24 protein-coding genes, 1 tRNA gene and 3 pseudogenes are annotated in these 24,427 nt (G+C 54.9%); 13 read left to right on the top strand and 15 right to left on the bottom strand.

Annotated features, from left to right (window positions below):
* Nucleotides 1–17 precede the first annotated feature (17 nt).
* The 3 genes from H6F59_RS07960 to H6F59_RS07950 form a co-directional block, all read right to left on the bottom strand.
* Nucleotides 18–1,064, bottom strand: a complete 1,047-nt coding sequence (locus H6F59_RS07960) for a ring-opening amidohydrolase (RefSeq protein WP_190697442.1) — start codon at nt 1,062–1,064, stop codon at nt 18–20.
* Nucleotides 1,065–1,167: 103 nt separating this feature from the next.
* Nucleotides 1,168–3,069 carry a transketolase C-terminal domain-containing protein gene (locus H6F59_RS07955; protein ID WP_190697439.1) on the bottom strand — a complete coding sequence of 634 codons (1,902 nt, stop codon included), beginning with the start codon at nt 3,067–3,069 and terminating at the stop codon, nt 1,168–1,170.
* Between the two features lie 702 nt (nt 3,070–3,771).
* Nucleotides 3,772–3,939 (bottom strand): isochorismate synthase, encoded by a 168-nt coding sequence (locus H6F59_RS07950; protein WP_190697436.1) that lies wholly within the window; start codon nt 3,937–3,939, stop codon nt 3,772–3,774.
* A gap of 217 nt (nt 3,940–4,156) precedes the next feature.
* Here H6F59_RS07950 and H6F59_RS07945 point away from each other — a divergent pair, with 217 nt between their 5' ends.
* The 4 genes from H6F59_RS07945 to H6F59_RS07935 are packed head-to-tail and all read left to right on the top strand — an operon-like array spanning nt 4,157 to nt 6,865.
* Nucleotides 4,157–5,329 (top strand): tetratricopeptide repeat protein, encoded by a 1,173-nt coding sequence (locus tag H6F59_RS07945; RefSeq protein ID WP_190697433.1) that lies wholly within the window; start codon nt 4,157–4,159, stop codon nt 5,327–5,329.
* A 6-nt stretch (nt 5,330–5,335) separates the two neighbouring features.
* On the top strand, nt 5,336–5,671 hold the full coding sequence (locus H6F59_RS27280; RefSeq protein WP_242021347.1) for a DNA-formamidopyrimidine glycosylase family protein: 336 nt from the start codon (nt 5,336–5,338) through the stop codon (nt 5,669–5,671).
* Nucleotides 5,632–6,159, top strand: a complete 528-nt coding sequence (locus H6F59_RS27275) for a zinc finger domain-containing protein (protein ID WP_313887153.1) — start codon at nt 5,632–5,634, stop codon at nt 6,157–6,159. The genes H6F59_RS27280 and H6F59_RS27275 overlap by 40 nt, the downstream gene beginning before the upstream one ends.
* A gap of 25 nt (nt 6,160–6,184) precedes the next feature.
* Nucleotides 6,185–6,865 (top strand): Uma2 family endonuclease, encoded by a 681-nt coding sequence (locus H6F59_RS07935; protein ID WP_190697430.1) that lies wholly within the window; start codon nt 6,185–6,187, stop codon nt 6,863–6,865.
* Between the two features lie 8 nt (nt 6,866–6,873).
* Here H6F59_RS07935 and H6F59_RS07930 read toward each other — a convergent pair whose 3' ends face one another.
* On the bottom strand, nt 6,874–8,178 hold the full coding sequence (locus tag H6F59_RS07930; protein ID WP_190697428.1) for a TldD/PmbA family protein: 1,305 nt from the start codon (nt 8,176–8,178) through the stop codon (nt 6,874–6,876).
* A gap of 182 nt (nt 8,179–8,360) precedes the next feature.
* On the opposite strand from H6F59_RS07930, the gene H6F59_RS07925 reads away from it, so the two are divergent.
* Nucleotides 8,361–8,445, top strand: a tRNA-Ser gene (locus H6F59_RS07925).
* Nucleotides 8,446–9,227: 782 nt separating this feature from the next.
* Here the strand turns inward: H6F59_RS07925 and H6F59_RS07920 are convergent.
* Nucleotides 9,228–9,467: pseudogene (locus H6F59_RS07920) on the bottom strand (tyrosine-type recombinase/integrase); the annotation flags it as partial.
* A 23-nt stretch (nt 9,468–9,490) separates the two neighbouring features.
* Between H6F59_RS07920 and H6F59_RS26320 the strand changes: the two are divergent.
* The 4 genes and pseudogenes from H6F59_RS26320 to H6F59_RS07905 form a co-directional block, all read left to right on the top strand.
* Nucleotides 9,491–9,637, top strand: a pseudogene (locus H6F59_RS26320) (IS4 family transposase); the annotation flags it as partial.
* A 126-nt stretch (nt 9,638–9,763) separates the two neighbouring features.
* The gene (locus H6F59_RS07915) at nt 9,764–10,129 is read left to right on the top strand and encodes a hypothetical protein (protein ID WP_190697421.1); all 366 of its coding nucleotides are present in this window, start codon (nt 9,764–9,766) and stop codon (nt 10,127–10,129) included.
* 56 nt (nt 10,130–10,185) lie between these two features.
* Nucleotides 10,186–10,563, top strand: a complete 378-nt coding sequence (locus H6F59_RS07910) for a nuclear transport factor 2 family protein (RefSeq protein WP_190697418.1) — start codon at nt 10,186–10,188, stop codon at nt 10,561–10,563.
* Nucleotides 10,564–10,853: 290 nt separating this feature from the next.
* Nucleotides 10,854–11,315 carry a hypothetical protein gene (locus H6F59_RS07905; protein ID WP_190697415.1) on the top strand — a complete coding sequence of 154 codons (462 nt, stop codon included), beginning with the start codon at nt 10,854–10,856 and terminating at the stop codon, nt 11,313–11,315.
* Between the two features lie 503 nt (nt 11,316–11,818).
* On the opposite strand, the gene H6F59_RS07900 is transcribed toward H6F59_RS07905, so the two are convergent.
* From H6F59_RS07900 to H6F59_RS26310, 6 genes and pseudogenes are all read right to left on the bottom strand, one after another.
* A complete protein-coding gene (locus tag H6F59_RS07900) occupies nt 11,819–12,559 on the bottom strand; it encodes an ABC transporter ATP-binding protein (protein ID WP_190697412.1) in 741 nt (246 codons plus the stop codon).
* A gap of 3 nt (nt 12,560–12,562) precedes the next feature.
* Nucleotides 12,563–12,940 (bottom strand): FtsX-like permease family protein, encoded by a 378-nt coding sequence (locus H6F59_RS27270; RefSeq protein ID WP_313887155.1) that lies wholly within the window; start codon nt 12,938–12,940, stop codon nt 12,563–12,565.
* 114 nt (nt 12,941–13,054) lie between these two features.
* Nucleotides 13,055–13,645 (bottom strand): annotated as a pseudogene (locus H6F59_RS27265) (ABC transporter permease); the annotation flags it as partial.
* A gap of 12 nt (nt 13,646–13,657) precedes the next feature.
* A complete protein-coding gene (locus H6F59_RS27260) occupies nt 13,658–13,792 on the bottom strand; it encodes a hypothetical protein (RefSeq protein ID WP_313887152.1) in 135 nt (44 codons plus the stop codon).
* A gap of 310 nt (nt 13,793–14,102) precedes the next feature.
* Nucleotides 14,103–14,975 carry an efflux RND transporter periplasmic adaptor subunit gene (locus H6F59_RS26315; RefSeq protein ID WP_313887151.1) on the bottom strand — a complete coding sequence of 291 codons (873 nt, stop codon included), beginning with the start codon at nt 14,973–14,975 and terminating at the stop codon, nt 14,103–14,105.
* Between the two features lie 64 nt (nt 14,976–15,039).
* A complete protein-coding gene (locus H6F59_RS26310) occupies nt 15,040–15,486 on the bottom strand; it encodes a biotin/lipoyl-binding protein (protein WP_242021346.1) in 447 nt (148 codons plus the stop codon).
* Between the two features lie 324 nt (nt 15,487–15,810).
* Between H6F59_RS26310 and H6F59_RS07885 the strand changes: the two genes are divergently transcribed.
* The 3 genes from H6F59_RS07885 to H6F59_RS07875 all read left to right on the top strand — a co-directional run bounded on the left by H6F59_RS07885 (nt 15,811) and on the right by H6F59_RS07875 (nt 17,868).
* Complete coding sequence (locus H6F59_RS07885; protein WP_190697409.1) at nt 15,811–16,416, top strand: hypothetical protein; 606 nt, start codon at nt 15,811–15,813, stop codon at nt 16,414–16,416.
* A gap of 54 nt (nt 16,417–16,470) precedes the next feature.
* Nucleotides 16,471–17,106: a sensor histidine kinase gene (locus tag H6F59_RS26715; RefSeq protein ID WP_313887154.1), complete on the top strand. Its 636-nt coding sequence runs from the start codon at nt 16,471–16,473 to the stop codon at nt 17,104–17,106.
* A 69-nt stretch (nt 17,107–17,175) separates the two neighbouring features.
* Nucleotides 17,176–17,868, top strand: coding sequence for a response regulator transcription factor (locus tag H6F59_RS07875; RefSeq protein ID WP_190697469.1), 693 nt, complete (start codon nt 17,176–17,178; stop codon nt 17,866–17,868).
* A 400-nt stretch (nt 17,869–18,268) separates the two neighbouring features.
* On the opposite strand, the gene H6F59_RS07870 is transcribed toward H6F59_RS07875, so the two are convergent.
* From H6F59_RS07870 to H6F59_RS07860, 3 genes are all read right to left on the bottom strand, one after another.
* Nucleotides 18,269–19,006, bottom strand: coding sequence for an alpha/beta fold hydrolase (locus tag H6F59_RS07870; protein WP_190697403.1), 738 nt, complete (start codon nt 19,004–19,006; stop codon nt 18,269–18,271).
* A gap of 459 nt (nt 19,007–19,465) precedes the next feature.
* Nucleotides 19,466–20,041 (bottom strand): TMEM175 family protein, encoded by a 576-nt coding sequence (locus H6F59_RS07865; RefSeq protein WP_190697400.1) that lies wholly within the window; start codon nt 20,039–20,041, stop codon nt 19,466–19,468.
* Between the two features lie 203 nt (nt 20,042–20,244).
* Complete coding sequence (locus H6F59_RS07860; protein WP_190697397.1) at nt 20,245–21,306, bottom strand: NAD(P)-dependent alcohol dehydrogenase; 1,062 nt, start codon at nt 21,304–21,306, stop codon at nt 20,245–20,247.
* 909 nt (nt 21,307–22,215) lie between these two features.
* Between H6F59_RS07860 and H6F59_RS07855 the strand changes: the two genes are divergently transcribed.
* Nucleotides 22,216–23,121, top strand: a complete 906-nt coding sequence (locus H6F59_RS07855; protein ID WP_190697466.1) for an AraC family transcriptional regulator — start codon at nt 22,216–22,218, stop codon at nt 23,119–23,121.
* A 94-nt stretch (nt 23,122–23,215) separates the two neighbouring features.
* Here H6F59_RS07855 and H6F59_RS07850 read toward each other — a convergent pair whose 3' ends face one another.
* Nucleotides 23,216–24,154, bottom strand: coding sequence for an alpha/beta hydrolase (locus H6F59_RS07850; protein ID WP_190697394.1), 939 nt, complete (start codon nt 24,152–24,154; stop codon nt 23,216–23,218).
* Nucleotides 24,155–24,427: the final 273 nt, after the last annotated feature.

Genomic DNA, 24,427 nt, shown 5'->3' with positions numbered 1-24,427 from the left:
TCCAGGTTATGTCTACGTTATACAACGATGACGGCGATCGGCCCGCCCCCCGCCGGCCCCTGGTGCTCGCTGCCGCCTGACACATAGATCATCGGGTCTTGCACAACGGCGGCGATCGCAGCCCCCACTACCGCCCTAGCCATCCGGGTGTGATTGATATCAGAGTCGTCGAGCATAGTATGGCGGTGCCCGAGCAGCTGCCCCGAGGGGTCGGCCTCGGCCTTGGCAAATACATTCACAATCTGGCCGCCTTTGCCCACTCCCCCGGCACTGTGGATGGCTCGGTTGACGGCGGCGATATCAAGGGCGTGGGCCATAACGCTGTGACCAATACGGTAGCGGCTATGGGACTGGGGAGCATTGCCCAGCACTAGAATTTCGCAGTTTTGCAGCTCGACCCCCGCCGAGGTCGAAGCCACTGAGGAGTAGAGGCGGTAGTTGTGGCAAATGTCGGCAGCGGTGAGATCGCCTCGCTGCACTTCGCCCAAGGCCAGAGCGACCCCGAGGGCCGAGGCTCCCCGAGAGTAAGCCATCGATTTATAGCTGTCCTGAGTAATAGCGGCCTGGGTGTAGCGAGCCGCCGTGATCAGCGGGCATTTAATTTGCACAAAATGAACCGCCTCGGCGGTGAGGCCAGCAGCGGCGATCGCTCGTTCTACTCCCTCCGCTACCACCTCCACCATCGTCAACGTGCCAATTTCATCGGTCGAGAAGTCGCGGGTGTGGCAAATCCCCAGGGCCAGCCCGGTCTGAGTCGGCTCCACCAGCCCCTCACTCTGGCGGGTAAACACTGTCATGTGAGGGCTTAGCACTCCCTCAGTGCCCCCCGACATCACAAACACCACCTGGTTGAGCAGCTCATCGCCCATCAGCCCCCTCAGGTATCCCTTCAAGGTGGCTACCGCAAACCCACGGGTGAAATCATTCACGCAGCCGTTGCCCTCGGTTTTGCCCAAAATCGCCACAATGGTTTTGGGGTCTAAGGTTCCTTGCTGCACCAGTGCGGCTAGACCGCTCAGGTCGTCGGGGCCACTCTGAGCGATCTTAAATACATCAACTTTCATCGCCGATAACTTCCCCAGCAAACTCAGTGGGCTGCGATTGCAAAGCCCCGGCTCCTTAAGAAACCGGGGCTCTAGCACCCCCTAAAAGGGGGGACAGAGGGATCTAACCCACCAGTTCTTTCACTTTAGCCATGATGCCATCGGGGTCAATGCTCTGGTGAATAAACTGCTCCCACAGGCCTCCGCTACCCTCGTGGTTGGTACCCATAAAGGCAAACTTGGGCGTGTAGCCCCGTTCCAGCAGCCAAGAGCCAAAACGGCTGCCCAGGCCAGTTTTGCGGTTAAAGGCCTCGGTCACCAGCACAAAGGGAGCTTGGCCCACCTTGGCCATGGTCTCTTCATCGATCACGTTAAGGGTGGACTTGTTGATCAAGCCCACGTCGATGCCCTCCTGCTTCAGCCGCTCGACGGCATCGAGGGCGCGATAGAGCGAGTCGCCAAAGGTGACGATGTAGCCCGCCGTGCCCTCGCGGATCACCTCATCCTTGCAGGGGGTGAAGGTGTAGTCGCCGCCAAACATCTCGTTGCCCTCAGTGTCGAGGATCATCGGCACCTTCGAGCGGGTCGAGAAGATAAAGCGCAAGCCGGGGTCGTGGAACACCTTGTTGACGCAGGCTTTCATCTGGTTGGGATCGGCGGGAAAGTAGAGGCGGGTTTCATAGCCGTCCTCCAGGCCATTGTCGGCAAAGAAGTTGTTAACGCCGAAGTGGCAGGTGTTGTCGGCCATGTCATCGATGCCGGAGTGGGAGAAGTGGCACAGCAGATTAGACCGGTTCAACCGCGCCATAGTGATTTCAGAGATGCACATCTCCAGGAAGGCTGCAAAGGTAGCGAAGACGCCCTGCTTGCCCTCGGCCATGCCAAAGCCCGCCGCCGCCGACAGGTTGCCCCGCTCTTGAATGCCGCCGCTGATAAAGACTTCGGGGTAGGCCTTGCGGATCTGGGCCAGGCCGCAGGACCCCTCCAGGTCGCTGTCGACCACTAGCACGCTGTCTTTGCGGGTGGCTTCGTCCAGTTTGCCCAACACTTCTACCATGGCATCGCCAAACACGTTGCGGTTGGCCCCCACAACTTTGCTGCAACCCCGAAACTCGTAGGTATTTTTGGGGGCAGTAATGCCTTCGAGGATCTCCACGGCGGCGGTGTGGCCTTTGGCGGTGAGGTAGGCGATCGCCGCCTTCACCGAGATCACATCATGGCCGTGGGTGCTACCCTCAATGCCCTCGATGCCGACCGCCATGGCCCGCTTGTTAACCACCGCCACGGGGCCGGGGGTGTTGATCGCCTTGCAGATGTTGGCGTAGAGGCTGTCGATGTCTTCGCCATCGCCTTCGAGCACGGTCAGGCCGTGGCCCTCAAGAGTTTTCTTGACGCTGAAGCCGCCCATGTAGCTAGAGGGGTGACCGGCAATGGTAACGTCGTTGTCGTCGATCAGCAGCTTGACGTTGACGTGGTTGGCAACCGCAAAGCGGGCCGCCTCGGCGTCGTTGCCCTCCTGCTGGGAGCCGTCGGAACCGAGACAGAAGGCAACTTTGCCGGGGTTGGCCAGGGCTACACCGTTGACGTAGGGCCACATGTGACCTAGCCGCCCAGAGCTAAATTTAACCCCGGGGGTGAGCCCCAGTTCGGGGTGGCCGGGCAGTTTGGAGTGAGCTTCGCGGTAGTGCATCAGGTCTTCGGCGGGCATGTCGCCGTTGAGCACCGACAGCAGATACTGGGTGGCCACCCGGTGGCCCGCTTCGTCAAAGAAAATCGGTACGTACTTGTCGCCCGCACCGCGAAACAGCGCATCGAGAATCATCACCTCGGGCACGGTGTCGTAGGGGCCGCCAGTGTGACCGCCCACGCCCCGCGCTGCACCCGTGGCGGTGAAGAACACGATCGCATCCCGACACAGCTGAATGTTGGCCTTGAGGGCACTGCGCTGCTCGTCGGTGAGGGTGGGGTTAGACGCATCGAGGGAAATTCGCTGGTATGCGCCTAGGTCAATGGGAAAGCTTGTCATAGTGTTTCGTCCTATAGGCTGGTGAGAGAGAAGCGTGGAGCAAAGCGAGGTTTTTTATAGTGAGCAAGTCCACCGCTCAAGTTTGGATAGCAAAAATCCACTACCTCTATCATTCAATACTCTGGCAAGGCTGTGAAGTTTTATTCGGTAAGAGTTGGTTAAGGGCGAAGGGAGTGGGTGGGTGGATGGGTCGGGGGTGGATGGGTGAGGGTGGTCTTAATGATCCATAGGGTGGGTTAGGCGGTCCTAGACTGCGCACCTAACCCACCACCCCTGCCCCGCCGTAACCCGCCGCTCATCCACCACCAGAAACCGGGTTGCTGTACCTATGGCGGCAAACTTTGGCAACCCGTAGAAGAAACCTGGTTTCTGGCAGAGTAGTGGAGCGAACGCGGAACAAAAAAGCCGGGCTGTTGTAGCAAACAAACGGTTTCGGGTGCTGATGAAGGGGTAGATGGGGGTACAGGCCGGTAAGTTTGTTTCGGGTCGGTGTTGGGGCAAACGTCTAAAAGTAAGCCGCTAAATCCAGCAGCAAACCAATTTTCTTGCACACCTATTGCCCATTAATTACTAAGTTCTAGTGTGGGGACGCTCCTGCAAGGACATTCTAGCTAGCTGCTTAATCCCTAAACGCTAAAGCCCGCTTACTGCCTTAGCAAGCGGGCTTTGGGTAGGAAATGAGTTGTAAAAAACCATGTTTTTCTAGAGGGTTTCGACCGTTTCGGCGTAGGCGTCGCCATCAAAGGGCTGCACCCCAGTTCTGGGATAGTTGTCGTCGTCGGGGCCAAATATTCTGCTAACAGGCTCGGCAAAATATTGCATTAACCCATCAAAAAAGTAGCCAAGTACTGAGAGATTCAGACCTTTCATGACTGGCACCTCGCGGCTTAAGGATATTGATGTAGGCGATTGTAGCGATGCTTGTAGCGGGTCAGGGCTGAGTTATTTGGTGTACCCTGATACTTAAATGCTACGGGATCACCCGAGGCTGGCGGTGCGACAGTGACCATTCTTTACAGCGGTTGGCAAGTTGTAATATATGGAATGGACCCTTAACGATTTGGTTTACCAGTAAGGAGAGTTTCCTGTGAAACGCAGTCACGCGGCGATCGCTATTTTGTGCGGGCTCATGGGCAGTGGGGTAGTCATTCCCAATGCTCAAGCTGCTGCTCCAGCGCCGCCTTCCCAAGCTTTAAACGATTTTGGGCAGGTTCCTGAACCGGTGCCGCCCCTGTGGCTGGCGCAAAGCAGTAACGGCCTCAGCGCCGCCCAGCAAGAGCAGGTAGATGAACTGCTACGTCAGGGCCAGGCTAAGGTAACGGCCCGCGACTATGCCGGGGCGATCGCAGCCTATCAGCAGGCAGCCGCCATTGACAGCCGCAACCCTCGGCTGTTCTCGGGTATTGGCTACCTCTACGTGCAGCAGGAGAACTACGGCGAGGCGATCGATGCTTACCAAAGCGCGATCGCCCTTGACGGCAGCAACCTGGCTTTTCGCTACGGTCTAGCCCACAGCCAGTACAAAAACGGCCAGCTTGACGATGCGCTGTCCACCTACGAGGGCATTCTCAGCAGCAATCCCCGTGAGGTCAACGCCCACTTAGGGATTGGCGGTATTCAAATCGAGCGCAGCGACTACGATGGGGCGCTGACCACCTACCAGAATCTGTCCCGCATTGCCCCTGGCAACGCCCAAGTATACGCGGCGCTGGGGTCGCTCTACATTCAGCAGGAGGACTATGACCAAGCCCTGACCTACTTAAACGAGGGGCTGCGCTCTAACCCCAACGATGGGGATCTTCACGTCAGTGTGGCCAACATCTACATACTGCAAGAAAACTATCCCGAGGCGACCAAAAACCTGCGCGAAGCGCTGCGGGTAGAGCCCCAAAACGCCAATGCCCAGCACCAGATGGGCTATGTGCTTTACCAGCAGGGCGATCGCGAAGCTGCCTTTGACTACCTGGTGCGGGCGGTACGCCTCGACCCCGAGATAGTTGCCGCTCACGCTCTGTTGGGCGAACTGCTGCTCGAACGGGAGCAGTACCTTCAGGCAGTGCTCTCCTACCGTAAAGTGGTCGATGCTCTACCCAGTGACCCCGCCGCCTTCTATAACCTAGGATTGGCGCTCCACGGGCAGGGGCTGGAGGCCCAGGCACTCTCAAACCTGGAGCTGGCGGCGATTTTGTATTCCCGCCAGGGCGATACCGAAGGGGCAGCCCGCGCCCGTGAGCTGATGGCCTTTTGGGGCTACGAGTAGTAGCCCATGCCCGAAGGTCCCGAAATTCGCCGGGCGGCTGACAAGCTTCATCGGGCGATCGCAGGCCACATCGCCACTGATGTGTTCTTTGCCTTCGACCACCTCAAACCCTACGAGGAAGAGCTGATTGGCCGCACGGTGACGGCGGTAAAGCCCTACGGCAAAGCTATGGTCACCTACTTCGACCACGGGCTGGGGGTCTACAGCCACAACCAGCTCTACGGCATTTGGGTGATCTGCAAGCCCAACGCCATCCCCCATAGCCGACGCCAGCTGCGGTTTGCGGTGCATACCCCCCAGCGGTGGGCGCACTCTACAGTGCTTCAGACATTGAGGTGCTGACGGCTGAGTCTGTGCCCACCCATCCTTATATAGCCAGACTTGGCCCCGACACCCTCGATACTGCCCTCACCCCAGCAGAGGTAGCAGAACGCACCCTGAGCGCTCCCTTTCACCGCCGCCAGTTTGCCACCCTGCTGCTCGACCAAGGCTTCCTCGGCGGCATCGGCAACTACCTGCGCACCGAAATTCTCTACGTGGCGGGCATTCACCCCAGTAAGCGGCCCGTAGACTGCACTGCTGAGCAAATTGCCGCTTTTGCCGCAGCCGCTCTAGCCCTGCCCCAGCAGTCATACCGGCACAACGGCATTACCAATGATTTGGCCCTAGCCACACACCTCAAGCAAACCGGCTACCGCCGCCGCGACTACCGCCACTGGGCCTTTGGCCGCCAGGGCAAACCTTGCCACCGCTGCGGTAATACTATCGCCAAGATCATGATCGGCGGGCGACGCTGCTATATCTGCCCTCAGTGCCAGCGGTTAAACTAAGGTTATCTTTCTAGCGCGTTTAGCCATGTCTCCTGCCCAAGACCCAGCCACAGCGCTCTATGCAGAAGAATCGGTTACGTTTCCCCCAAGCAATCTCTACAGCGACGAGCCTCCCTTGGAAACTGACCTGCACCGTGACCAAATTGACCTGCTGATTCGTCTGCTGCGCTGGCACTGGCAGAACCGTCAAGATGTCTATGTCTCTGGTAACGTCACTATCTACTACAGCCCCAAGCAACGTAAATCGCGGGATTTCAAAGGGCCTGACTTTTTTGTGGTCTTAAACAGTGACCCACAACCCCGCCGTAGCTGGGTCGTGTGGGACGAAGATGGCAAATACCCCAACGTCATTGTCGAGCTATTGTCAGAATCTACCGCTGCTGTTGACCGAGGATTGAAAAAACAGCTTTATCAGGATGTTTTTCGCACCCCAGAATATTTTTGGTTTGATCCAGAAAGCTTTGAATTTCAAGGCTTTGCCTTACTGCGGGGCCATTACGCTGCGATCACCCCAGATTCCCACGGTCGGCTATGGAGTGAAGAGCTAGATCTTTTCCTCGGCATTCACGAAAACCAACTCAGATTTTTCACCTCCGATGGCACATTGATTCTCAGCCCTGAAGAAACAGCCCAGGCTGAGCAGCAGCGGGCTAATCGGCTAGCCGACAAGCTGCGCAGTTTGGGCATCGACCCTAACGAACCTTAATCAAGTGATCAACCGCTGGTGACGGACAACCCATCTAGCAGTACCGAAGGCGTGTAGCAGGAGCCATTCCAGTCGCCGTCGCTGCCCAGCTCTACATTGTCTTTAAGGGCAGTGTAGACATTGCCTGCCACCATGGTGTCTTTGACGCGGCCTATCAACTTGCCCCGGTGAATGCGGTAGCCCAAGTCAATGTTGACCGAAAAATCGCCTGCAATGCCGGGGTCGCCGCCCAAAATTTGGTCTACCAGCACCCCATTATTAATGCTGGCAATTAGTGCCTCTAAAGATCGCGTACCCGGTTCAACCAGAGTGTTGTAAAGACTGGGGGTTGGGTAGCTGCCCAGCCCAGGCCGAAAGCCATTGCCCGTGGAGCCAGCCCCCAGGGTGCGGCCGACGGCGCGATCGCAGTAAAACAACGTCACCACCCCTTTGTCGATAAACACCAGCCGCTGGGTGGGGGTGCCCTCATCGTCGAAGGGGCAGCTAAACGGCCCCGCCTCCGGGTCTTGCAGCAGGGTCACGCGCGGCGAGGTCATCTGCTCGCCCAGGGCGCTGCTCCAGGGGGACGATCGCTCCACCACCCGCTTGCCGCTGAGGGCAGATTGCAGCGTGCCCCAGATCATATCGGCGGCTTTGGCGGTAAAAATCACCGGCATGCGTCCGGTATTAACCTCGGCGGATTCCTCAGCCCAGGCTAGCCGCTGCAACACCTGGTCGGTTAAGGCATCCACCTCCAGGCGATCGCGTTGGGTTTGACCATCGCTCACGCTCAAAAAGTCATCGCCCCGCACCCAATCAGCCGACAGGTAGCTGCTCAGGGTGGCGTCGCTGTAGTGGCAGTCGAGCCCTTTGGTGTTGAGAATGCGAGTGGTTTCCACATCACACTCCACATCCACACCGCAGATCACCTCGGGGTAGGCGCTGCGTATGCGATCGATCATGGCCTGTCCCCACTCGATCAGCTGCTCCACCGGCACCTCTTGGCCCATGTCGGGGTAATGGCGGCTGTTGCCTGCGACCAAGTCGATGTTTTCAGGGTCGTTAAGGGCGCTGATCGCTAGGGCCTTATCAATAATGGCTTCGGGATCAACATTGCCGTAGGCCACCGCCAGCCCAGGCCGACCATTAATCCACAAACGCAGGGCTGTGCCCAGGGCAGCGGAGGTTTCAAGCTGTTTGAGACGGTTGGCTTCAAAAAACACGGGACGCGATCGCGATCGCGATTGCAGCACCTCCGCCGCGTCGGCTCCCCGTTTAAGGGCCAGGTCTATGAGTTTTTCAGCTAGCGAATCGTCGGTTAGACCAGGCACCATGGCAGTGAGTGAGCGGGGGCGTAACGGAGCTACTTCATCTTCCCGGATTGCGGTACCCCTGCAAAGGGCACAGGTCTAGATAGCTCACCCCCAAAAACTCGCTTCGCCGACAGTTTTCTACGGGTTTTCGGCTCTGGGTCGTCTATGGACCCGATTCAGCGGTAGAATAGCAACGCCCCTTTGGAGAGGTGGCAGAGTGGTTGAATGCGGCAGTCTCGAAAACTGCTTTGGGGAAACCCAACGAGGGTTCGAATCCCTCCCTCTCCGTACCGTGGTTTAAGGCTTTCAGCCCTAAGCCCTAGCTGCGACTTCCCGACAGTTAGGGCAGTTTTTTTGACCCCAAATGCCATAACTGCGTGGAAAATTTAGATCATCTTTTCCATGAACCTCATTGACCAGACTATAGAACAAGCAAACTAGGTGCTAAACCGAATCAAGCTAGGACTACAGCGAGGACGCAAGCTAGTCTTACGGGGCTCTCAGCCAAACGTCTTGGTGAGGGCCGAGGCAATAAGCAGACTACGATCTCACTCGGGGTATTTGCTAACCCTACGGTGTAAAAATGGCCACAGCTGAGGCCCATGGCCTTGAGTCTGACCTGAATATGGAACAATTCACCTGGGCCAACCGGGAGAAAGGCGGGGGCAGCTCAGGTGGTAAGAGTGCAGCGACTGGGGTGAAGAGTATGCGGAAGTTAAGGTAGCCGAGGTCAGTGCCAGCACCTATAGCAAGAGTTACCGAGAGCGTTTAGAGTCGCTACCTGATAAACCTCTCACCGAAAAACTGCTGTTCAGCCGCATACAGCAGCGCTCCAAAATAAATACTAATGGCCGTCGCGATTAAAGGCATTGCTACTGATAATGGCAAGACATCAATTCTGGACGACAGTAAGACAAGCCACCGCGATGTTTGGCCGCTGCCAAATAGGTAGCGATCGCAGTTCAACATAGCTGAGGTGGTGTTTCCCAAAATTCGTATTGAGGGCAGAGACAACCAGCAGATGGAAGAACAGGTAGGAGCAAACTCGTGCAACCCCAAAGACGAAAAATCTACCATTGCCGTCGTAGGTGGGCACAAAGCCCTTGATCATCTAATGGACTGACAACCCTGCGCTCCCCCCGGTTCAGCACATGGGTGTACATCATAATTTTCACATTTTTGTGGCCTAGGAGGTCTTGCGTGGTACGAATGTCGTAGCCATTTTGTAACAGATGGGTAGCAAAACTGTGGCGAAACGTATGACATCCAACCCGTTTCTGAATTTCCGCATAACTCACCGCTTGTTTGACCGCTTTTCGATGGTGAGCGCTTAGCCTTGCTCTCGCTGGCGTTGTGTTGGATAATCCTGACGGGTGAGTGGCTCCATCACCTCAAGCTATTGAAGCTCAAAAAGCATGGGCGCCCAGCCAAGAGCATGTTTCGCTACGGCTTTGGCTATCTTAGAAACACTGTGCTTAATCTTGAACAAAAACCGATGAGTTTCACCACGTCTTACAGTTCTTGTCTGGTACTTAGGGTCGCTCGACTTTTTTCCATCACAGCAGCCTTAACCACAATCGCGACCACTACTGCTCAAGCAATTCCGGTGCCGGCTCGCACCGAAAGCTTGACGGCGATTGGAGGTCGAATTACCGAAATCCAAGCTGTCCGCATTCCCGTTGCCGATAACGTCACGGGGTCAGAAACGCGGGTTTCGCTTCAGTTCACCCTGAATGGCTGTCTCGACTCACTGCTGCCCGTTTTGTCGTACAGCGAGGTGCACGGACGCCGCGCCACCATCTATGTAACTGCACTGAATGCCAACAATCCTCAATCCGCCCTTACCCGCTGTGTTGCCATCCCGCAAGCGACGGCGCAAGTTAGCGTCCCTGGGATTTTTCAGCCGCAACAGGTACGCGTCGTCTTCCTAGGTGCGCCACCAGAAGAGCAAGTTGTGCGCGGCCAAAGGTAATCTTTGAGTCAGCAAATGTCAGAAAGCCGAGCGGTGCCTTTTTTGCGCTAACTATTATGGATCCAGAAATTGAAACCCAAATTCGTGAGTGTGAGGCGCGACTTTACACCGCAATGTCAGCCTCCGACGTATCTGAATTAGATGCGCTCATTGCTAATGACCTGCTTTTCGCTGGGCCAACTGGTGAACTGGCAACTAAAGCGATGGATTTGGACTTGCACCGTACTGGTGGCACTCAGTTTCACGAGTTTGTGCCTAAAGAGCTAGAAATAAGAGTTTTGAGCGAACACTTTGCTCTTGCGTCGGCTCACATTTTCTTGAGCGGCACGTATTTAGGAAATGCTTTCTCAGGTGATTACCGCTACATGAGAGTTTGGCGTAGCGGCAAAAGCGGTTGGCAGATTGTTAGTGGCAGTGTTACCGCGATGGTTTGAAGGCCTAAGATTTCTTTGACTTTCGTAATGGCGAACGTTCGAGTCGTTGAGATTTATTGGTGGTGGTATCCAGCTAGCCAATTGATAAAGCGGGCGATCGAGAGATTTTGATCGTGCAGCCGAGACTATCTGGTGCCGCTCAACTCAGTTGTTAGATAGCTTCGATAGCTATGTGAAACATGGCTTTAGAATCACTTGTCAAGGCAAAAAACAGCTACAAGCTATAATTTTTGATAGACAGTGAATTAGTAACAATCCCGACAGCTTAGAAACTGGAAAGGAGTTCGCTTATGCCGTCGCTCAGAACAACTCTTCTCGTTGACAGTGTTGTTTGCTTCATCTATGGAGCAGTATTGACGATTGCAGCAAGATCACTCTCTACCGTATTTATGAATACTACTGTATCTTTGCTTGGTTATTCGCCTGAAGAGGCGCTCAGAGCTTTGGGCTTGTGTGTTCTAGGAATTGGACTGTATGTTTGCGTTGTTGGTTATACAAAACAAATTACATCTATTGCGGTTTGGTTAGTGATTGGAATTGAAGTTATTTGGATAACTGGCAGTATGCTGTTGCTGGCTTGGTTTGGAAATGTGCTCTCTTGGGTAGGTGTCGCTTTTGTTATTTCAGGGGCAGTAGCCGTTTTCGGTTTCATGATCTTTGAGCTAATTGGGCTTCGATCACTGCAACGAAACCGTACTGACTTTATTAGAGGAGATTTAAGTATTGAACTGCAATCGTTAGATAGCGATTAGCATTTTGTAATTTCTAGCTAACAAACCTGCCGCACCGGAACGCACTAATAGGATCAGCAGAGTCGCCGGGGTTGTTTACGTCCGGCAAGCGCGATCGTTATACCTCCTGCGATCAACCGGTTTTCTGAAATATCGACCTTGAATGGGCAGAACGACAATGCAGGGAGGTAGCTGAGGTGATTATCGATCAAATTGAGTGCTCAATCGGCTAGCCTGTTGAAGACCTGCGGGTTGAGCAGTTGCCTGCGCGCGCAGCTAGCCATCCAAAGATTTAGTGGCCAAATCGCACTCCATAAAAGGCTTCGAGCCATTTCTATTTAATCTGAGCCAAACATACCGTTTGTGAGGGGCTTGCAAATAATTTGAGCTCATTGCCATTTATTGTAGGCATAACGGCCCAACTATTGGCATTTAATCTCAGATCAAAATCAAGCCGTTTGCGAGTATGAGGCTATCGTTTGCGAGCCGCTACATTTAATGGAAAGAATAGGCTGATCATCGGTTCAAACCTCTGTTTTGCGAATGAGTTGGTTGCTATCTCTGATGGAGCTATTTGAGGGGGCTAGGGAGTGGGAGTCGGCCATGATCTGGCCATCGCGGAAGGTGATGGTGCGATCGCACTGCTCGGCCACTTCGCGATCGTGGGTGACCATAATGACCGTCATGCCGTCGCGGTTAAGGTCGGCGAAGATGGCCATCACGCTTTGGCTGGTTTGGGAGTCGAGGGCGCCGGTGGGTTCATCGGCAAGCAGGAGTTTAGGGCGGTTGACGATGGCGCGGGCGATCGCGACTCTTTGCTGCTGACCGCCGGAGATTTGGTTGGGGCGGTTGTGGAGGCGGTTGCCGAGGCCGACTCTTTGCAAAGCGCGGGTGGCGCGCGACCGGCGTTTGGCTTTGGACAGGTTGGCGTAGACCATGGGCAGCATCACATTCTCTAGGGCGCTGATCTGGGGCAGTAGGTGAAATTGCTGAAACACAAAGCCCAGGGTGCGGTTGCGGATTTCGGCTAGGGCGTCGGCTCCCAGGCTGTTTAAGGGGTGGCCGTCGAGGCGGTAGGTGCCCGCAGTGGGGCGATCGAGGCAGCCGAGAATGGCCATGGCGGTCGATTTGCCCGATCCCGATGGTCCCACAATGGCGCAGTATTCCCCAGATTGAATGGTGAGGCTGGTGGGGTGCAGGGTGTGGACGGTGAGTTCGCCGCTGCCGTAGGTTTTGCTGACGCGATCGAGTTCGATGAGGGCCATGGTTTAGCTCCGCAGGGCAACGATGGGGTCGAGCTGGGCGGCGCGGCGGGCAGGCAAAACGCCAAACACCAAGCCAATGCCGCCAGAGACTGAAAAGGAAAGGGCGATCGCCACCCAGCTCACCGCCGCTTCCAGCGGGCTCAGCAGCGCCACTAACCCAACGCCGCCAGCACCAAACGCCACGCCCACCAGCCCGCCGGTCACCGCCAAAATTACCGCCTCGATGGTGAACTGGGCCATTAGGCCTGAGCCCTTGGCCCCGATCGCCTTACGCAGACCAATCTCCTGGGTGCGCTCGGTGACCGACACCAGCATGATGCTCATAATGCCAATGCCCCCCACCAGCAGCGAAATGCTGGCCGTAAACCCCAGCAACAGCACCAAAATGTCGGATACACTGGCCGCCGTAGCCAGCAATTCTTGCTGGCTCTGCACCGTAAAGTCGTCGTCGCGATCGCGCAGCTCGTGGCGCAGGCGCAGCAGGTTGGTGATCTGGTACTGGGCGGCACTGGTATCGGCCTCGCTGCGGGCCGACACGGCGATCGTCTGCACCGTGGGGCTGGTTTGGCCTACCTCCAGCCCCGTAATCTGGTTCACCATCGCCTTAATCGGAATGTAAATCGCCTCATCCTGGTTTTGACCAAAGGATAACCCCCGAGCCGCCGCCACCCCCACCACCGTAAAACCCACCCCATCAATACGAATCCGTTGATTGAGCGGGTCTTGGCTGCCGAACAAAATCTTTGCTGCTTCGCTGCCCAACACCGCCACTGTTAAGCCCCCCTGGGCATCCACCGGGTGCAAAAATCGTCCCTGATCCACTGTCCCATTTCGCACCACTGGGTAGTCTGCCGTAGTGCCAATCACATTGGCTTGGGTCTCAGCCGCACCCTGGGTCACCCGCAGCCGCTCACTCTTCTCCGGCGACACCGCCTGGATAGCTAAGACTTCCGCTGCGATCGCCTCCGCATCCGCCAGCGTTAGCGTATCCGCCCGCGCCACCCCCGCCTGTGGCCCCCGCTGCGCATCCCCCGGCGTCACAAACAGCACATTCGTCCCTAACGCCTCAAACTGCCGCGTCACAAAACTCTGCGCCCCCTACCCCACCGCAACCATCGCAATCACCGACGCATTGCCAATCACAATCCCCAGCATCGTCAAGCCACTACGCATCCGGTTAGCGTTCAGCGTTTTGACAGCCATCGTGGCGTTTTCAAGAAGGTTGAGAGACATAGGGGTAGATGGGTGGATGAGTAGGCGGGTGGGTGGGTGAGGGAGTGGGGGGGTAGGGCGTGAGGGAGTAGGGGGTAGGGAAGGTGGGGAGAAGATGAGGAAGGCTGGGAAGATGAGGAGGGTGTGAATGCGGGATGAGGTGGATCGCAGTTGCCCAAAGGCCCATTCGCAGAACAGAGGTTTAAACCGATGATCAGTCAGTCCTTTCCGTAGGGTGAAGGGCGGCGGAACGCCATTCTCGATGGGGGCCTGGGGCCTGCGAAATGGCCCCAGCGGCAGACTTGGCTTTTGACCCCAATTGCGCGCCGCCTCAACCCGGCGGCGACGGCGGACTAAACGGCGATCCCCCCTCCTCCCTTGGCATATCCAAAAAAACGCGATCGCCCCCCTCCACCCCCGTCAAAATCTGCGTCTTTCCCCCCTGCGTCAGCCCCACCGTCACCGGCCGAAAAACCGGATTGCCTGCCGCATCCGCCACCCGCACCCCCAGCTGGCCATTCTCAGTCGCGATCGCCACCGTCGGCACCAGCAGCGCCTCCGCCACCGTCTCGCCCACAAACGTCGCCGCCACCGTCATCCCCGACCGCAGCCGATCCAGCCCTGTTTGCAGCTCCACCGTCACCTGAAACACCGTGACGTTATTTTCAATCAGCGCCTCCGGCGCAATCCGCTTCACCCGGCCCTGAAAAGGCTCCTGAGGAAAAGCATCCGCTACAATCTCCACCGTTTGCCCCACCGCAACCTGACCAATGCTCGCCTCTGCCACTTCCACCTCCACCTCCAGCCCCGAAGACAGGGCCAAAATTGAGCTAGACGTGGCCGAAGCCGTCGGTGATGCGCTGGTCGTCGGCGTTACGATCGCCCCCACCGTTGCATAGGTCTGCGTCACCACCCCACCAAACGGAGCCCGAATCGTCGCCTCACCCAGCTGAGTGTGAATAATCTCGACCTGAGCCCTGGCCGCTGCCACCGCCGCCGCCGACGCCTCAATCTCTTCCGGGCGAGCGCCGCGAGCGGTTTCGGCTAGCTGCTGCTGCGCTTCATTCAGACTAGCCTCAGCGCTACGGGCCTCGGTTTCGTACTGAGCTAGCTCGTTTTGAGAAATCGCCCCATGGGCTGCCAGGTCACGAAAGCGATCGCGCTGACTTACCGCCAACGCCACCTGCGACTGGGCTGAGGCCACCTGCGACTCAGCCCGACGAATTGCCTCGGGCCGATTGCCTGCTACGGTGCGATCGTACTCAGCTTCAGCCTGGGCTAGCTGGGCGCGGCGCTGGGCCTTCGGCTTCCAGCGTGCCTACCTCCATGCGGGCTAGCACGTGCCCCGCCGCCACCATGGCCCCCTGATCTACATAGAGCGCCTCCAATCGGCCTGCGGTCTTGGGGCTTAGATTTACCGTAGTCACCGCCACCACGCTGCCCCGCCCCTCTACCCGCACTGTCACCGCAGCGGTTTCGACCGGCTGGGTCAAGGCGTTGAGACCACGGCTCGCCGCCTCGCGTTTGGGGGGCGGCAGCACCAACCCTATTCGCGGGCCGACAATCGGCACCAGCCCCAGCAAGCCCAGCAGGCCCAGCAGCCAAAGCCACAGGGGCCAGCGCAGCCAGCGCCTTGGCTTTGCTCCCACATCTACAGAATCGGCATCGGGCGATCGCTCCTCCGCTACCGGGGTAGTTGAAAAATGCTCTGCCATAGGTTTTCTAGCTGCAACCGTAGTGAGGAAAGCTTCCCTTAGCCCCAACAGTGGAACCAAGGGAAGCGGGAGTGGTGATAGGGAGTGAAAAGTTGGAACACACAACCAACTCAGTTGGGCTAGCCCCATCCTAAGGAGCTGGCCTTGACCCACGCCTGAAGCAAAGCTCCCAAACCGGCTAGGGCAAATGTCGCTGTGAGAGTGCCTCAGAGGTAGGAGATTTGTCCTACTGGAGCCGGGCCGCAGTGGGAGGTCAGCCCCTGGTCACAGCCATTTGCGGCCTGTACAGTGGGAGGCAGCTAGCCGGTTTGGGAGCCAACCTTGGTGAAATCTGAGTTCCTCAACGCGTTGAAGCCCGCCCCCCAAAATGCGTCATCCTTTGAGGCTGATCTCGGCCATTCCTCACCCCGGCGCCAACTGCTCTACGTCGAGTGGGTGCTACTGGGCATTGCCGTCTGCTTAACCCTGCCCTCCTTTGGCCTGGCCTTTGGAAGGGGGGTGGCCTGGCTAGAGCTGCTAATCATTGCCCTGCTGGGCGGTGTGGGGCTGTGGCAACCGGTGCAGCGATCGCACAAACTGCTCTACACAACCATGGAGCTGGGGTTGCTGCTGCTGTTGGCCCTGTCCACGACCCACGTGCCCGCCATGATGCGCATTTTGCCGCTGCTGGGTCTGGTAGTTGTGGTGCGCAGCTGCCAGCGGTTCAAAACCTGGGGCCAGGTGGGGGTGGTAGCGATTATTTTTGTCTTTCACGGCGCGGCGGCGATCGCCTATCGTGGCATTCCCATCCACGCAGATCTCTTGCAGCATGTTGGCTTTCCCCCCGACCAGATGCGCATCAATGTGTTTCAAACCAACGCCATGTTTGTGTTTGGCCTGGTGCTGGTGTTTGTGTCGCTGCTGGTGAATGCGCTGCTGTCGGTGTATTAAAGCCAGCAAGAGCTAGCCGCTGCCCACGAGCAGCTTCGTCGCTACGCCGCCCAAATCGAAAACCAGGCCACCCTGCAAGAGCGCAACCGCATTGCCCGCGAAATCCACGATTCCCTTGGCCACGCGCTAACAGCCCAAACCATTCTGCTGGAGAATGCCCTGCTCTACCTGCCCGCCCAAGCCGACCAGTCCCGCGGCTATCTCACCAACGCCAAAGACTCGGCCTATCAAACCCTGCGGGATGTGTCGAAGTCGGTTTCTGCCCTGCGCAACAACCCTTTACAGGGGCAATCGCTGGCGATCGCCGTACCCCTTTTAGTCAACGAGCTGTGCCAATCGGCCCGCATCACCTCAGACTGCTCGGTCGAGCTGCCCGAAACCCTGCCCGACGACATCACGCTGGCCCTGTTTCGCATTGTGCAAGAGGCGATTACTAATGTGGTCAAACACAGCCAAGCCACCACCGTGCAGGTCAAGTTGGGGGCCAAGCCCAGCCGCGTTTACCTCCAGGTGCTCGACAACGGCCAGGGCTTTGACCCCAGCAAAAACACCACAGGCTTTGGCTTACGAGGCATGCGCGAACGAGCGATCGCCCTCAGCGGCACCTGCCAAATCTGGAGCGCCCCCGATGCAGGCTGCCGTATCAGCGTCATTTTGCCGCTGCCTGCAGCGATCGACCATCCCGCCTAAGGATCGGTGCAGTGCTATCGCGACTGCACCCTACCCGATCCACCCCTCACCCCATTACTCTCTCACCCCCTGATCCGCCTCCTCCTCGTCGACGACCAAACCATCATTCGTCAGGGATTGACCAACCTCCTAGAGGCTCAACCCGACCTCACCGTGGTCGGCATGGCTGAAAACGGTCAGCAGGCTGTCGATCAGGTCATTGCCCTCTACGCTACCCCCCGCCAACCCGATGTAGTGCTGATGGATGTGCGCATGCCCCAGGTGGATGGTGTTGCCGCCACCCGTCAGATCTGCGACGACTTTCCCGGGGTAAAGATTTTGGTGCTCACCACCTTCGACGATGACGAATATGTGCAGCAGGCCATGCGCTACGGGGCCAAGGGCTACCTGTTGAAGCAGACCCCTGTGGATCAGTTGGCGATCGCAATTCGCGTTGTGCATCAGGGCTACACCCACATGGGGCCAGGGCTGTTCGAAAAAACTCAGTTCCCTGCAGCCCCCGCCGAACTGCCCGCAGCACTGATTCCCCCTGAGCTAGAGGGGCTGTCGCCCCGTGAGCAGGAGGTGCTGAAGCTGATTAGCAACGGCCTCAGCAATCGCGAAATTGCCCAGACGCTCTACATTTCTGAGCGCACGGTGCGCAATCACGTCACTAGCATTCTCAGTCAACTGCAGCTGCGCGATCGTACCCAGGCGGCGCTTTATGCCAACGGTTTTTGGCCCCAAGTAGATAGCCTTAAAGTAGCAAAGCTGCGATTTTAGTCCATCTAATTCTCATAAGCTATGCACACATTTCTAGAGCCGAATTGCTGTTTCATGGTCTTGAGTTGAGTCTTAAAGCCCGGAGGGTGCTTAGTCTAAATTCGGCTTGAATTGAGATGTTGTAGTACGTCTGCAGTGTTCTATCTTGGTAAGACTCATCAGCTCACAAATTACCAGGAGCAAGCTGGTCATACCCTCTATATGGCAGACATTTCAGTCTTTCTTCGGCAGCGGTACAGTTGCCTGCGCGCGTGCAGCTAGCCGTTCTGGCTTATTCCACACCTACAATCCACGAGGCCTTGAGGTAGCCAAATGATAACTGTCCACCGCTGCGCTGAAAATTTTTGGCACTTTTCACGAAAGAGCTACCTAGAGAGGTTCAAACGTTTTTGCGGCATAGCTAGCTGTTCCACTCAGCAGTTGCAGCGTGCTCGATGAGTCCGGCGACGACATCTGGATGAGACACCATCACGACATGGGATGCATCACTGACGACCACCGTTTCTCTCGAGTTGGCGCGCTCTGCCATGAACGAGAGGGCGGCTGCCGGAATATTTAAGTCGCGATCGCCATAGATGAACCAGGACGGGATGGACTGCCAAGCCGGCGTACCCGAAGCTTCATTGAGAGCAGCCTCCGTAATGGGTCGCTGAGTGCTAGCCATTAGCTGTGCAGCAGCGGCCGGCACATCTGCCGCAAACTGGGCGTGGAACTTGTCTTGCTGGATATAGAGATCTTTACCGCCATCGGGTGTGGCAACCGGTGGCGCGAGCGCTGGCCCTAGCGTGCTGCCGGGGTAGCGCCCTGAGAGTTCGACAGCCGTCTCACCGGTATCTGGCGCGAAAGCCGCAACATAGACGAGTGCTTTCACGTTCTCGTTGCCGTTGACCGCATTAGTGATGACGGCACCGCCATAGGAGTGTCCGACTAACACTGTGGGGCCTTCAATGCTTTTGAGGATGCTAGCAACATAGTCTGCGTCGCTTTTCACGCTCCGTAGAGGATTGGCTACAGCAACCGTCGAGTAGCCTTTCTCGTTCAGTTGGGTCAATACACCATTCCAACTAGACGACTCGGCGAATGCGCCGTGGACAAGGACGATGGTGGGTTTGATGGCTTGTGCGTTTGTAGTATTCATGACAGCTTCTAAAGAAGTGATTAAAGTGTTCCTAAAATTGCGATACGTACACGTATCTAAGACAAAAAATGTTTAATTTCTAATTTAGAATATATAGATAAAACCACTAATGATGATAACTAATTGTTCTTTTTCTTGCGCAAGCTATATTTACAAATATCGATTATATGCTTCAACGATATTTAAGTCAGCAAAATCTTCGTATTCTTAAATTCCTTTCAAAATCTGTACACAAATTAACGCTTGCCAAGAATAGTGCATAAGGATTTAATCAAGTTGAATTCTTTAGCAGGCAGTTTAATTTCCTGAATTTCACAAAAATGGCTGTTGGCACACTCATTAAAAATTAGCGCTCTATATCATTGAGTACAAGCGTCAGCTAGGACTCAAACATGAATTTATTTCTGGTTAATGAAATAGTAGCTAATCAGCGATTGCTTTCTTTGAGATCTGCATCTTTTACGAGGCTAAAGTTCTCTCAATACGGCGATCAGGGATAAGCCACATCATTGCAACTAAGACGTACAGTAGGCAAGACATTTCCGGGTTTATGAAGGCAAATAGAATTGCTACGGTATAGAGAATCACTGATGTCTTACCTTTAAGATCCTGTCCCAGTGCTAGTGCAAGAGCAGAATCTTGACCGTGGCAAGCAATGAGCGTGCGGGAAAGGATGTAGTAAGCGATCGCTGAAAACAACAGCACTGTGCCATAGAAGGCAACTGGCAAGGCAGCGAAGAGGTTTTCGCCTGCCCATGCCGTGACGAAGGGAATGAGCGACAGCCAAAACAACAGATGCAAGTTTGCCCACAAAACGTTGCCACTTACATGCTGAGACGCTTGTAATAAATGGTGGTGATTGCTCCAATAGATACCGAGGTAAATAAAACTCAGCACATAGCTTAAAAATACTAGGATAAGGGGGCGCAGCGCAGCCAAATCAACTTCGTGGGGCACTCTCAATTCCAACACCATAATGGTGATAATAATAGCGATTACAGCATCGCTAAATGCTTCTACTCTCCCTTTACTCATCTCTATACACTCCTTTTTCGTTTATTCAAAGATTATTTGCTGCTGACAGCCCTGCCCGAACTCCCGATGCGCCACGAACTCCGAAAGACCTACCTGTCAGTCGGGTAGGGGCACCACATGGTTCGGACTGCTTTGCCGGCTCAAACGCCAACCCTATTTCGAAATCTAGCCCCACGATCGCAAGCGCTTCCTGCACCACAGAGTCAGTATTTGATAACCGCCCGTCCGATGATGTCACCTGTCCGCAGGAGGTCGATGTTTTCGTTGATGTCGTCGAAGCGAATAGTCTTAACAGCGTGCCGAATCTTGCCTTGCTGCGCCAGCGCAATCACCTCGCTGAGGTCGTTGTAGTTGCCCCAGAATGAGCCGTGGTAAGTGTGCTCGCGACCGACAAAGGGAAAGAGCGGCAAGCTGATCTTGTCTCCGACGAGTCCCACAGATGAGTAATGACCGGAAATGGAAAGCAGCTCGAATCCCAATCGGATCATCTCTTCAACCCCAGCGCAATCAATGACTGCATCGATCTCACCTTGACCGGTGGCTTTGCTCAATTCCTTGCGAACGTCATCGAGCGATTTGCCTCTTGTACTGATGGCATGATCAGCGCCAAAGTCTTTGGCTACAGCAAGTTTCTCTTCGTTGCGGGCAAAGGCAACAACCGTCGCGCCGCCGCCGAGTAGCTTCGCGTACTGAACAGCATAGGCACCAAGTCCACCAATTCCAAAGACCGCCAGGATACGGTTCGGCCCGAGGGCACCCGCGTCGCGCAACTTCTTGATGCCGCGGTACGGTGTCAGCCCAGCGTCGGTAAGTGGAGCGAGTTCTTCGGCTTTCAGTCCAAAGCGCTCGTCCACCTTAATAATGTACCTAGGGGGCACGGGCAGGTATTCTGCATACCCGCCGTACGGCCCAAACCCAGGCCAATTCCTATGGGCACAGATTTGTGTATTGCCCTGCTGACAATGACGGCACGTTCCGTCGCCCCAACCGCCCACAATGACCACTTGGTCGCCTTCTTGAAGTTCGTATGACGGCGGTACCTTGCTTCCAACCTTCTGCACCTCACCCGCGATTTCGTGACCAGGTGTCGTGGGAAAGCTTAGCTCACCATATTGCCGAAAGTAGCCGTCCACCAGTTGCACGTCGGTTCGACACATACCCGCAGCCGTGACTTTGAGTAGGATCTCATCATCCCCGAAGTCTGGAACCGGAACATCTTCGAGGGCAAGGGGTTGATTGTAACCGTGCATTCGTGCTGCTCGCATAATGAGTCTCCTGACTAATTTGTTGGATGAACTATCACTGAGTTAATGAATAGCGGAATCTAGAGGAAGGACGGTCAGACCGTATTGGGGAGCGAGGGCGAGGGCACGATCAACATGACTATGTCTCCATAATGTGAGAAGGACTTCAAAGATTTCTTTCCTATCTTTGTGATAGTGGAGTGGCGGTCTTAGGGACGTCGGAACACGCGCTTCAATAACTGTGAAAGCCCGTTGACATCTTTGCTGTGCACGCGGATGACCATTGCCTCGTCGGGTACTGTATCGAACTAATCGAGGTTCTCGCTCCGTCCGACAATGACAAAATTGTTTTGACTAAATTGAGTACTCAATGTTTTACTATTTATACAAAGATGGACTGCCAAGTAAGTTTACTTACTGCCTATGCTGTCTATTTTTAGCATTGAAAACCGTCTATAATGGTTCTCGATTTAGTAAGATACACCTTTGTGCATTCTAGATCTCCCTCAAGTTCTAGTGGCCTAAGATTCCCTCTGTACTTCCTTTATTAAGGAGGATGAGGGGGATATCCTTCGTCCGAATGAGGCCCGACATAAGACAAATTACTCAAGCTTTTTGAGTCATACCTGCTTTCCTGAAAAATAATGAATGACAGCGTTATTGCATTAGATAAATAACCATACTTTTGTTCAATTTTCGGATTAAACCAACTACCAAAACACGTTTTTTGTGTCTTGATTATTGCTTCATTCATCATTTTTTTCTGAAGCGAGTTCATCATAAAATTGAAAAAAATGACACTGAATACCTAAACCTTGCATATACTTGCCTAATCCTGTCATGGTTGAGCTTCCTCTAGAGTGAACATCCCCTAAGCTGAGCGGGTGAGAATGGCTGAATTCCTGAATCTCTAGCGTGGTGATTGAAATTATGAATAGGGATACAGTGAGCAATTTATGTCAGGAACTGGCAACATTAGTGGTTCGGCACACCAATGGAAGGGGTAACGGTATCCATTCGACCGCTATTGAGCAGTTAGAATTGATGCGAGAATCTGTGGCCCCTACAGCACTCTGTGCTGTGTATGAGCCGACACTTTGCATTATTCTTCAGGGTAGAAAAGAAACCTTACTGGGCAAGGAAACCTATCATTACGGCGCGGCTCAATATATAGTCGTCACAGTTGATCTGCCGCTCAGTGGATTGATTGTAGAAGCGACAGCAGATCAGCTGTATTTATGCTTTAAGCTCAGCCTGGACGCAACTCAGCTTTGGGATATTATCGACCAAATCCAGCGCAGTCCGGATAAACGAGAAAATTCAGTAAGAGGCTTGTTCGTCAGCAATGCTGATAAGTGGTTGATGGATTGTGCCACCCGACTGACACGGCTTTTGGATACGCCGCAGCATATTCCATTCCTGGCACCAATGATAATTCGCGAGATTTACTACCATCTCTTGATGGGTGACCAAAACGAAGCAGTGCGGCAGATTGCTACCTCCGGTAGTCATATGCAGCGCATTGCAGCAGTGATCAAGCAGATCAAAACTGAGTTTACAAGACCATTGCGCGTTGATGATTTGGCAAAGCAAGCGGACATGTCCTCTGTGTCATTCCATCGGCACTTTAAGGCGGTGACTTCGATGAGTCCATTGCAGTATCAAAAGCAGTTGAGGTTGTTGGAAGCTCGTCGCCTAATACTGGCTGAAAATGCGGATGTAACCCACGCGGCATATCAGGTGGGTTATGAGAGTCCTTCTCAGTTCAGTCGCGAATATTCCCGTATGTTTGGTGTCCCACCAAAGAAGGATATTGAGCGTTTGCGATCTACCTGAGTATTGCCTGTTCAGCATTGCTTCTAGAGTTGTATCTGTAGATAAAATAGCACTGGCAAGATCCCCAAAATCGATCGTGTAAACCGCTAAGCCACTAAGCAGCAGTAACCTCTAAGACAGGAGCCTCGACCTGTTTGAGATATTTCTCAAACCATTTCACGGCAGTTGTACTGGCAATCTCAAAGCCCTTTCCTTGGAAACCGTCGAAGTGGCCACCCTTCAAAATTGTGAAAGACTTCGGCTCCATCGCACGGGTATAGACCGCAGCAACCAAATCAGGAGGTGCGAGAAAATCCTTCTCACCTGCAATCAGACATAGCGGCGTGGGAAAGATCGCCTCAAGGTGAGGAACGGGTTCGTAATAGAGCGAATGCTCGATCGATTCAAAGGTGATGCGATTCTCCCATCGTCCTTCACTAGCGCTTTTAGCGGATTCAACCCAGGAGAAAGCATCGGGTGTCGGCAGAAAGCTCGGTTGTCCGGGTGGGGCAACCAGAGGAAAGTAGCTCACTTCCCCCGTTTGATACCGCTTGATGCGGTCTTGTGAAAGCAACGTTGTGAGTTCATCGAGGTCAAGGGGTGAAGTCAGGCGACGGGAGTTGAGAAAAAGATTCACGGTCGGCATCTGGGCTACGACCGCTTTCACACGCCGATCAAATGCCGCTAGATGCAGCACGTGACCACCGCTATAGGAGAAGCCCCAAACCCCAATGCGATTGGGATCAACTTCTCGTTGCAGTTGAGTCCAGGTAATAGCGTTGCGGTAATCCTCGTGCTGCTCGGTCGGGAGCATCTGTCCACGAGGCTCTCCCTCACTGGCACCGATGTGGCGATAATCGAACAGCGTGACAACGAACCCAGCTTGAGCGAAGCGCTCAGCAAACGGTGGTAGACCCATCTCTTTGGTCAAGCCGATGCCATGCGCCATGACAATGGCCGGACAACGTTGACCCGATGCGGCTTGATCTGGAGTGTAAAAGGTGACGGAACACTTTAATCCTTTACTGTCAAAACTGGCCGTTCTTTTGTGCATCACTACTGACCTGCTTATTTCTGAACTACGTTCAATCAAGGTGCTGATTAGAACAGGATGGGTTGCAATTGTGATGTGAGAAGGTGGGTTCGGTCCTATAGGCCCAAGTCCTCAGTAGAACGTAATACCGCTACCGAGAACTTGAGAGCATGCCTTCGTTACCCTTCTGCGCCTGTTATCTGTAATCAGTCGATTCAGCTAGCGCGCGCCATTGTGCCGTTTCTTGCTCTACATAAGCGTTCTTCTTGGCAATCGCTTGAAGGGTATCGGTGC

This window comes from Nodosilinea sp. FACHB-141, from assembly GCF_014696135.1.
Lineage (GTDB): Bacteria > Cyanobacteriota > Cyanobacteriia > Phormidesmidales > Phormidesmidaceae > Nodosilinea.
Note: the sequence above shows the minus strand (reverse complement) of the source record. Positions and strands in the feature narration are given on the sequence as shown.

Coding starts and splice junctions, on each gene's coding strand:
- H6F59_RS07960 (WP_190697442.1), bottom strand. CDS start 1,064: ATGAAAGTTGATGTATTTAAGATCGCTCAGAGTGGCCCCGACGACCTG.
- H6F59_RS07955 (WP_190697439.1), bottom strand. CDS start 3,069: ATGACAAGCTTTCCCATTGACCTAGGCGCATACCAGCGAATTTCCCTC.
- H6F59_RS07950 (WP_190697436.1), bottom strand. CDS start 3,939: ATGAAAGGTCTGAATCTCTCAGTACTTGGCTACTTTTTTGATGGGTTA.
- H6F59_RS27280 (WP_242021347.1), top strand. CDS start 5,336: ATGCCCGAAGGTCCCGAAATTCGCCGGGCGGCTGACAAGCTTCATCGG.
- H6F59_RS07935 (WP_190697430.1), top strand. CDS start 6,185: ATGTCTCCTGCCCAAGACCCAGCCACAGCGCTCTATGCAGAAGAATCG.
- H6F59_RS07930 (WP_190697428.1), bottom strand. CDS start 8,178: ATGGTGCCTGGTCTAACCGACGATTCGCTAGCTGAAAAACTCATAGAC.
- H6F59_RS07910 (WP_190697418.1), top strand. CDS start 10,186: ATGGATCCAGAAATTGAAACCCAAATTCGTGAGTGTGAGGCGCGACTT.
- H6F59_RS07905 (WP_190697415.1), top strand. CDS start 10,854: ATGCCGTCGCTCAGAACAACTCTTCTCGTTGACAGTGTTGTTTGCTTC.
- H6F59_RS07900 (WP_190697412.1), bottom strand. CDS start 12,559: ATGGCCCTCATCGAACTCGATCGCGTCAGCAAAACCTACGGCAGCGGC.
- H6F59_RS27260 (WP_313887152.1), bottom strand. CDS start 13,792: ATGTCTCTCAACCTTCTTGAAAACGCCACGATGGCTGTCAAAACGCTG.
- H6F59_RS26310 (WP_242021346.1), bottom strand. CDS start 15,486: ATGGCAGAGCATTTTTCAACTACCCCGGTAGCGGAGGAGCGATCGCCC.
- H6F59_RS07870 (WP_190697403.1), bottom strand. CDS start 19,006: ATGAATACTACAAACGCACAAGCCATCAAACCCACCATCGTCCTTGTC.
- H6F59_RS07865 (WP_190697400.1), bottom strand. CDS start 20,041: ATGAGTAAAGGGAGAGTAGAAGCATTTAGCGATGCTGTAATCGCTATT.
- H6F59_RS07860 (WP_190697397.1), bottom strand. CDS start 21,306: ATGCGAGCAGCACGAATGCACGGTTACAATCAACCCCTTGCCCTCGAA.
- H6F59_RS07855 (WP_190697466.1), top strand. CDS start 22,216: ATGAATAGGGATACAGTGAGCAATTTATGTCAGGAACTGGCAACATTA.
- H6F59_RS07850 (WP_190697394.1), bottom strand. CDS start 24,154: ATGCACAAAAGAACGGCCAGTTTTGACAGTAAAGGATTAAAGTGTTCC.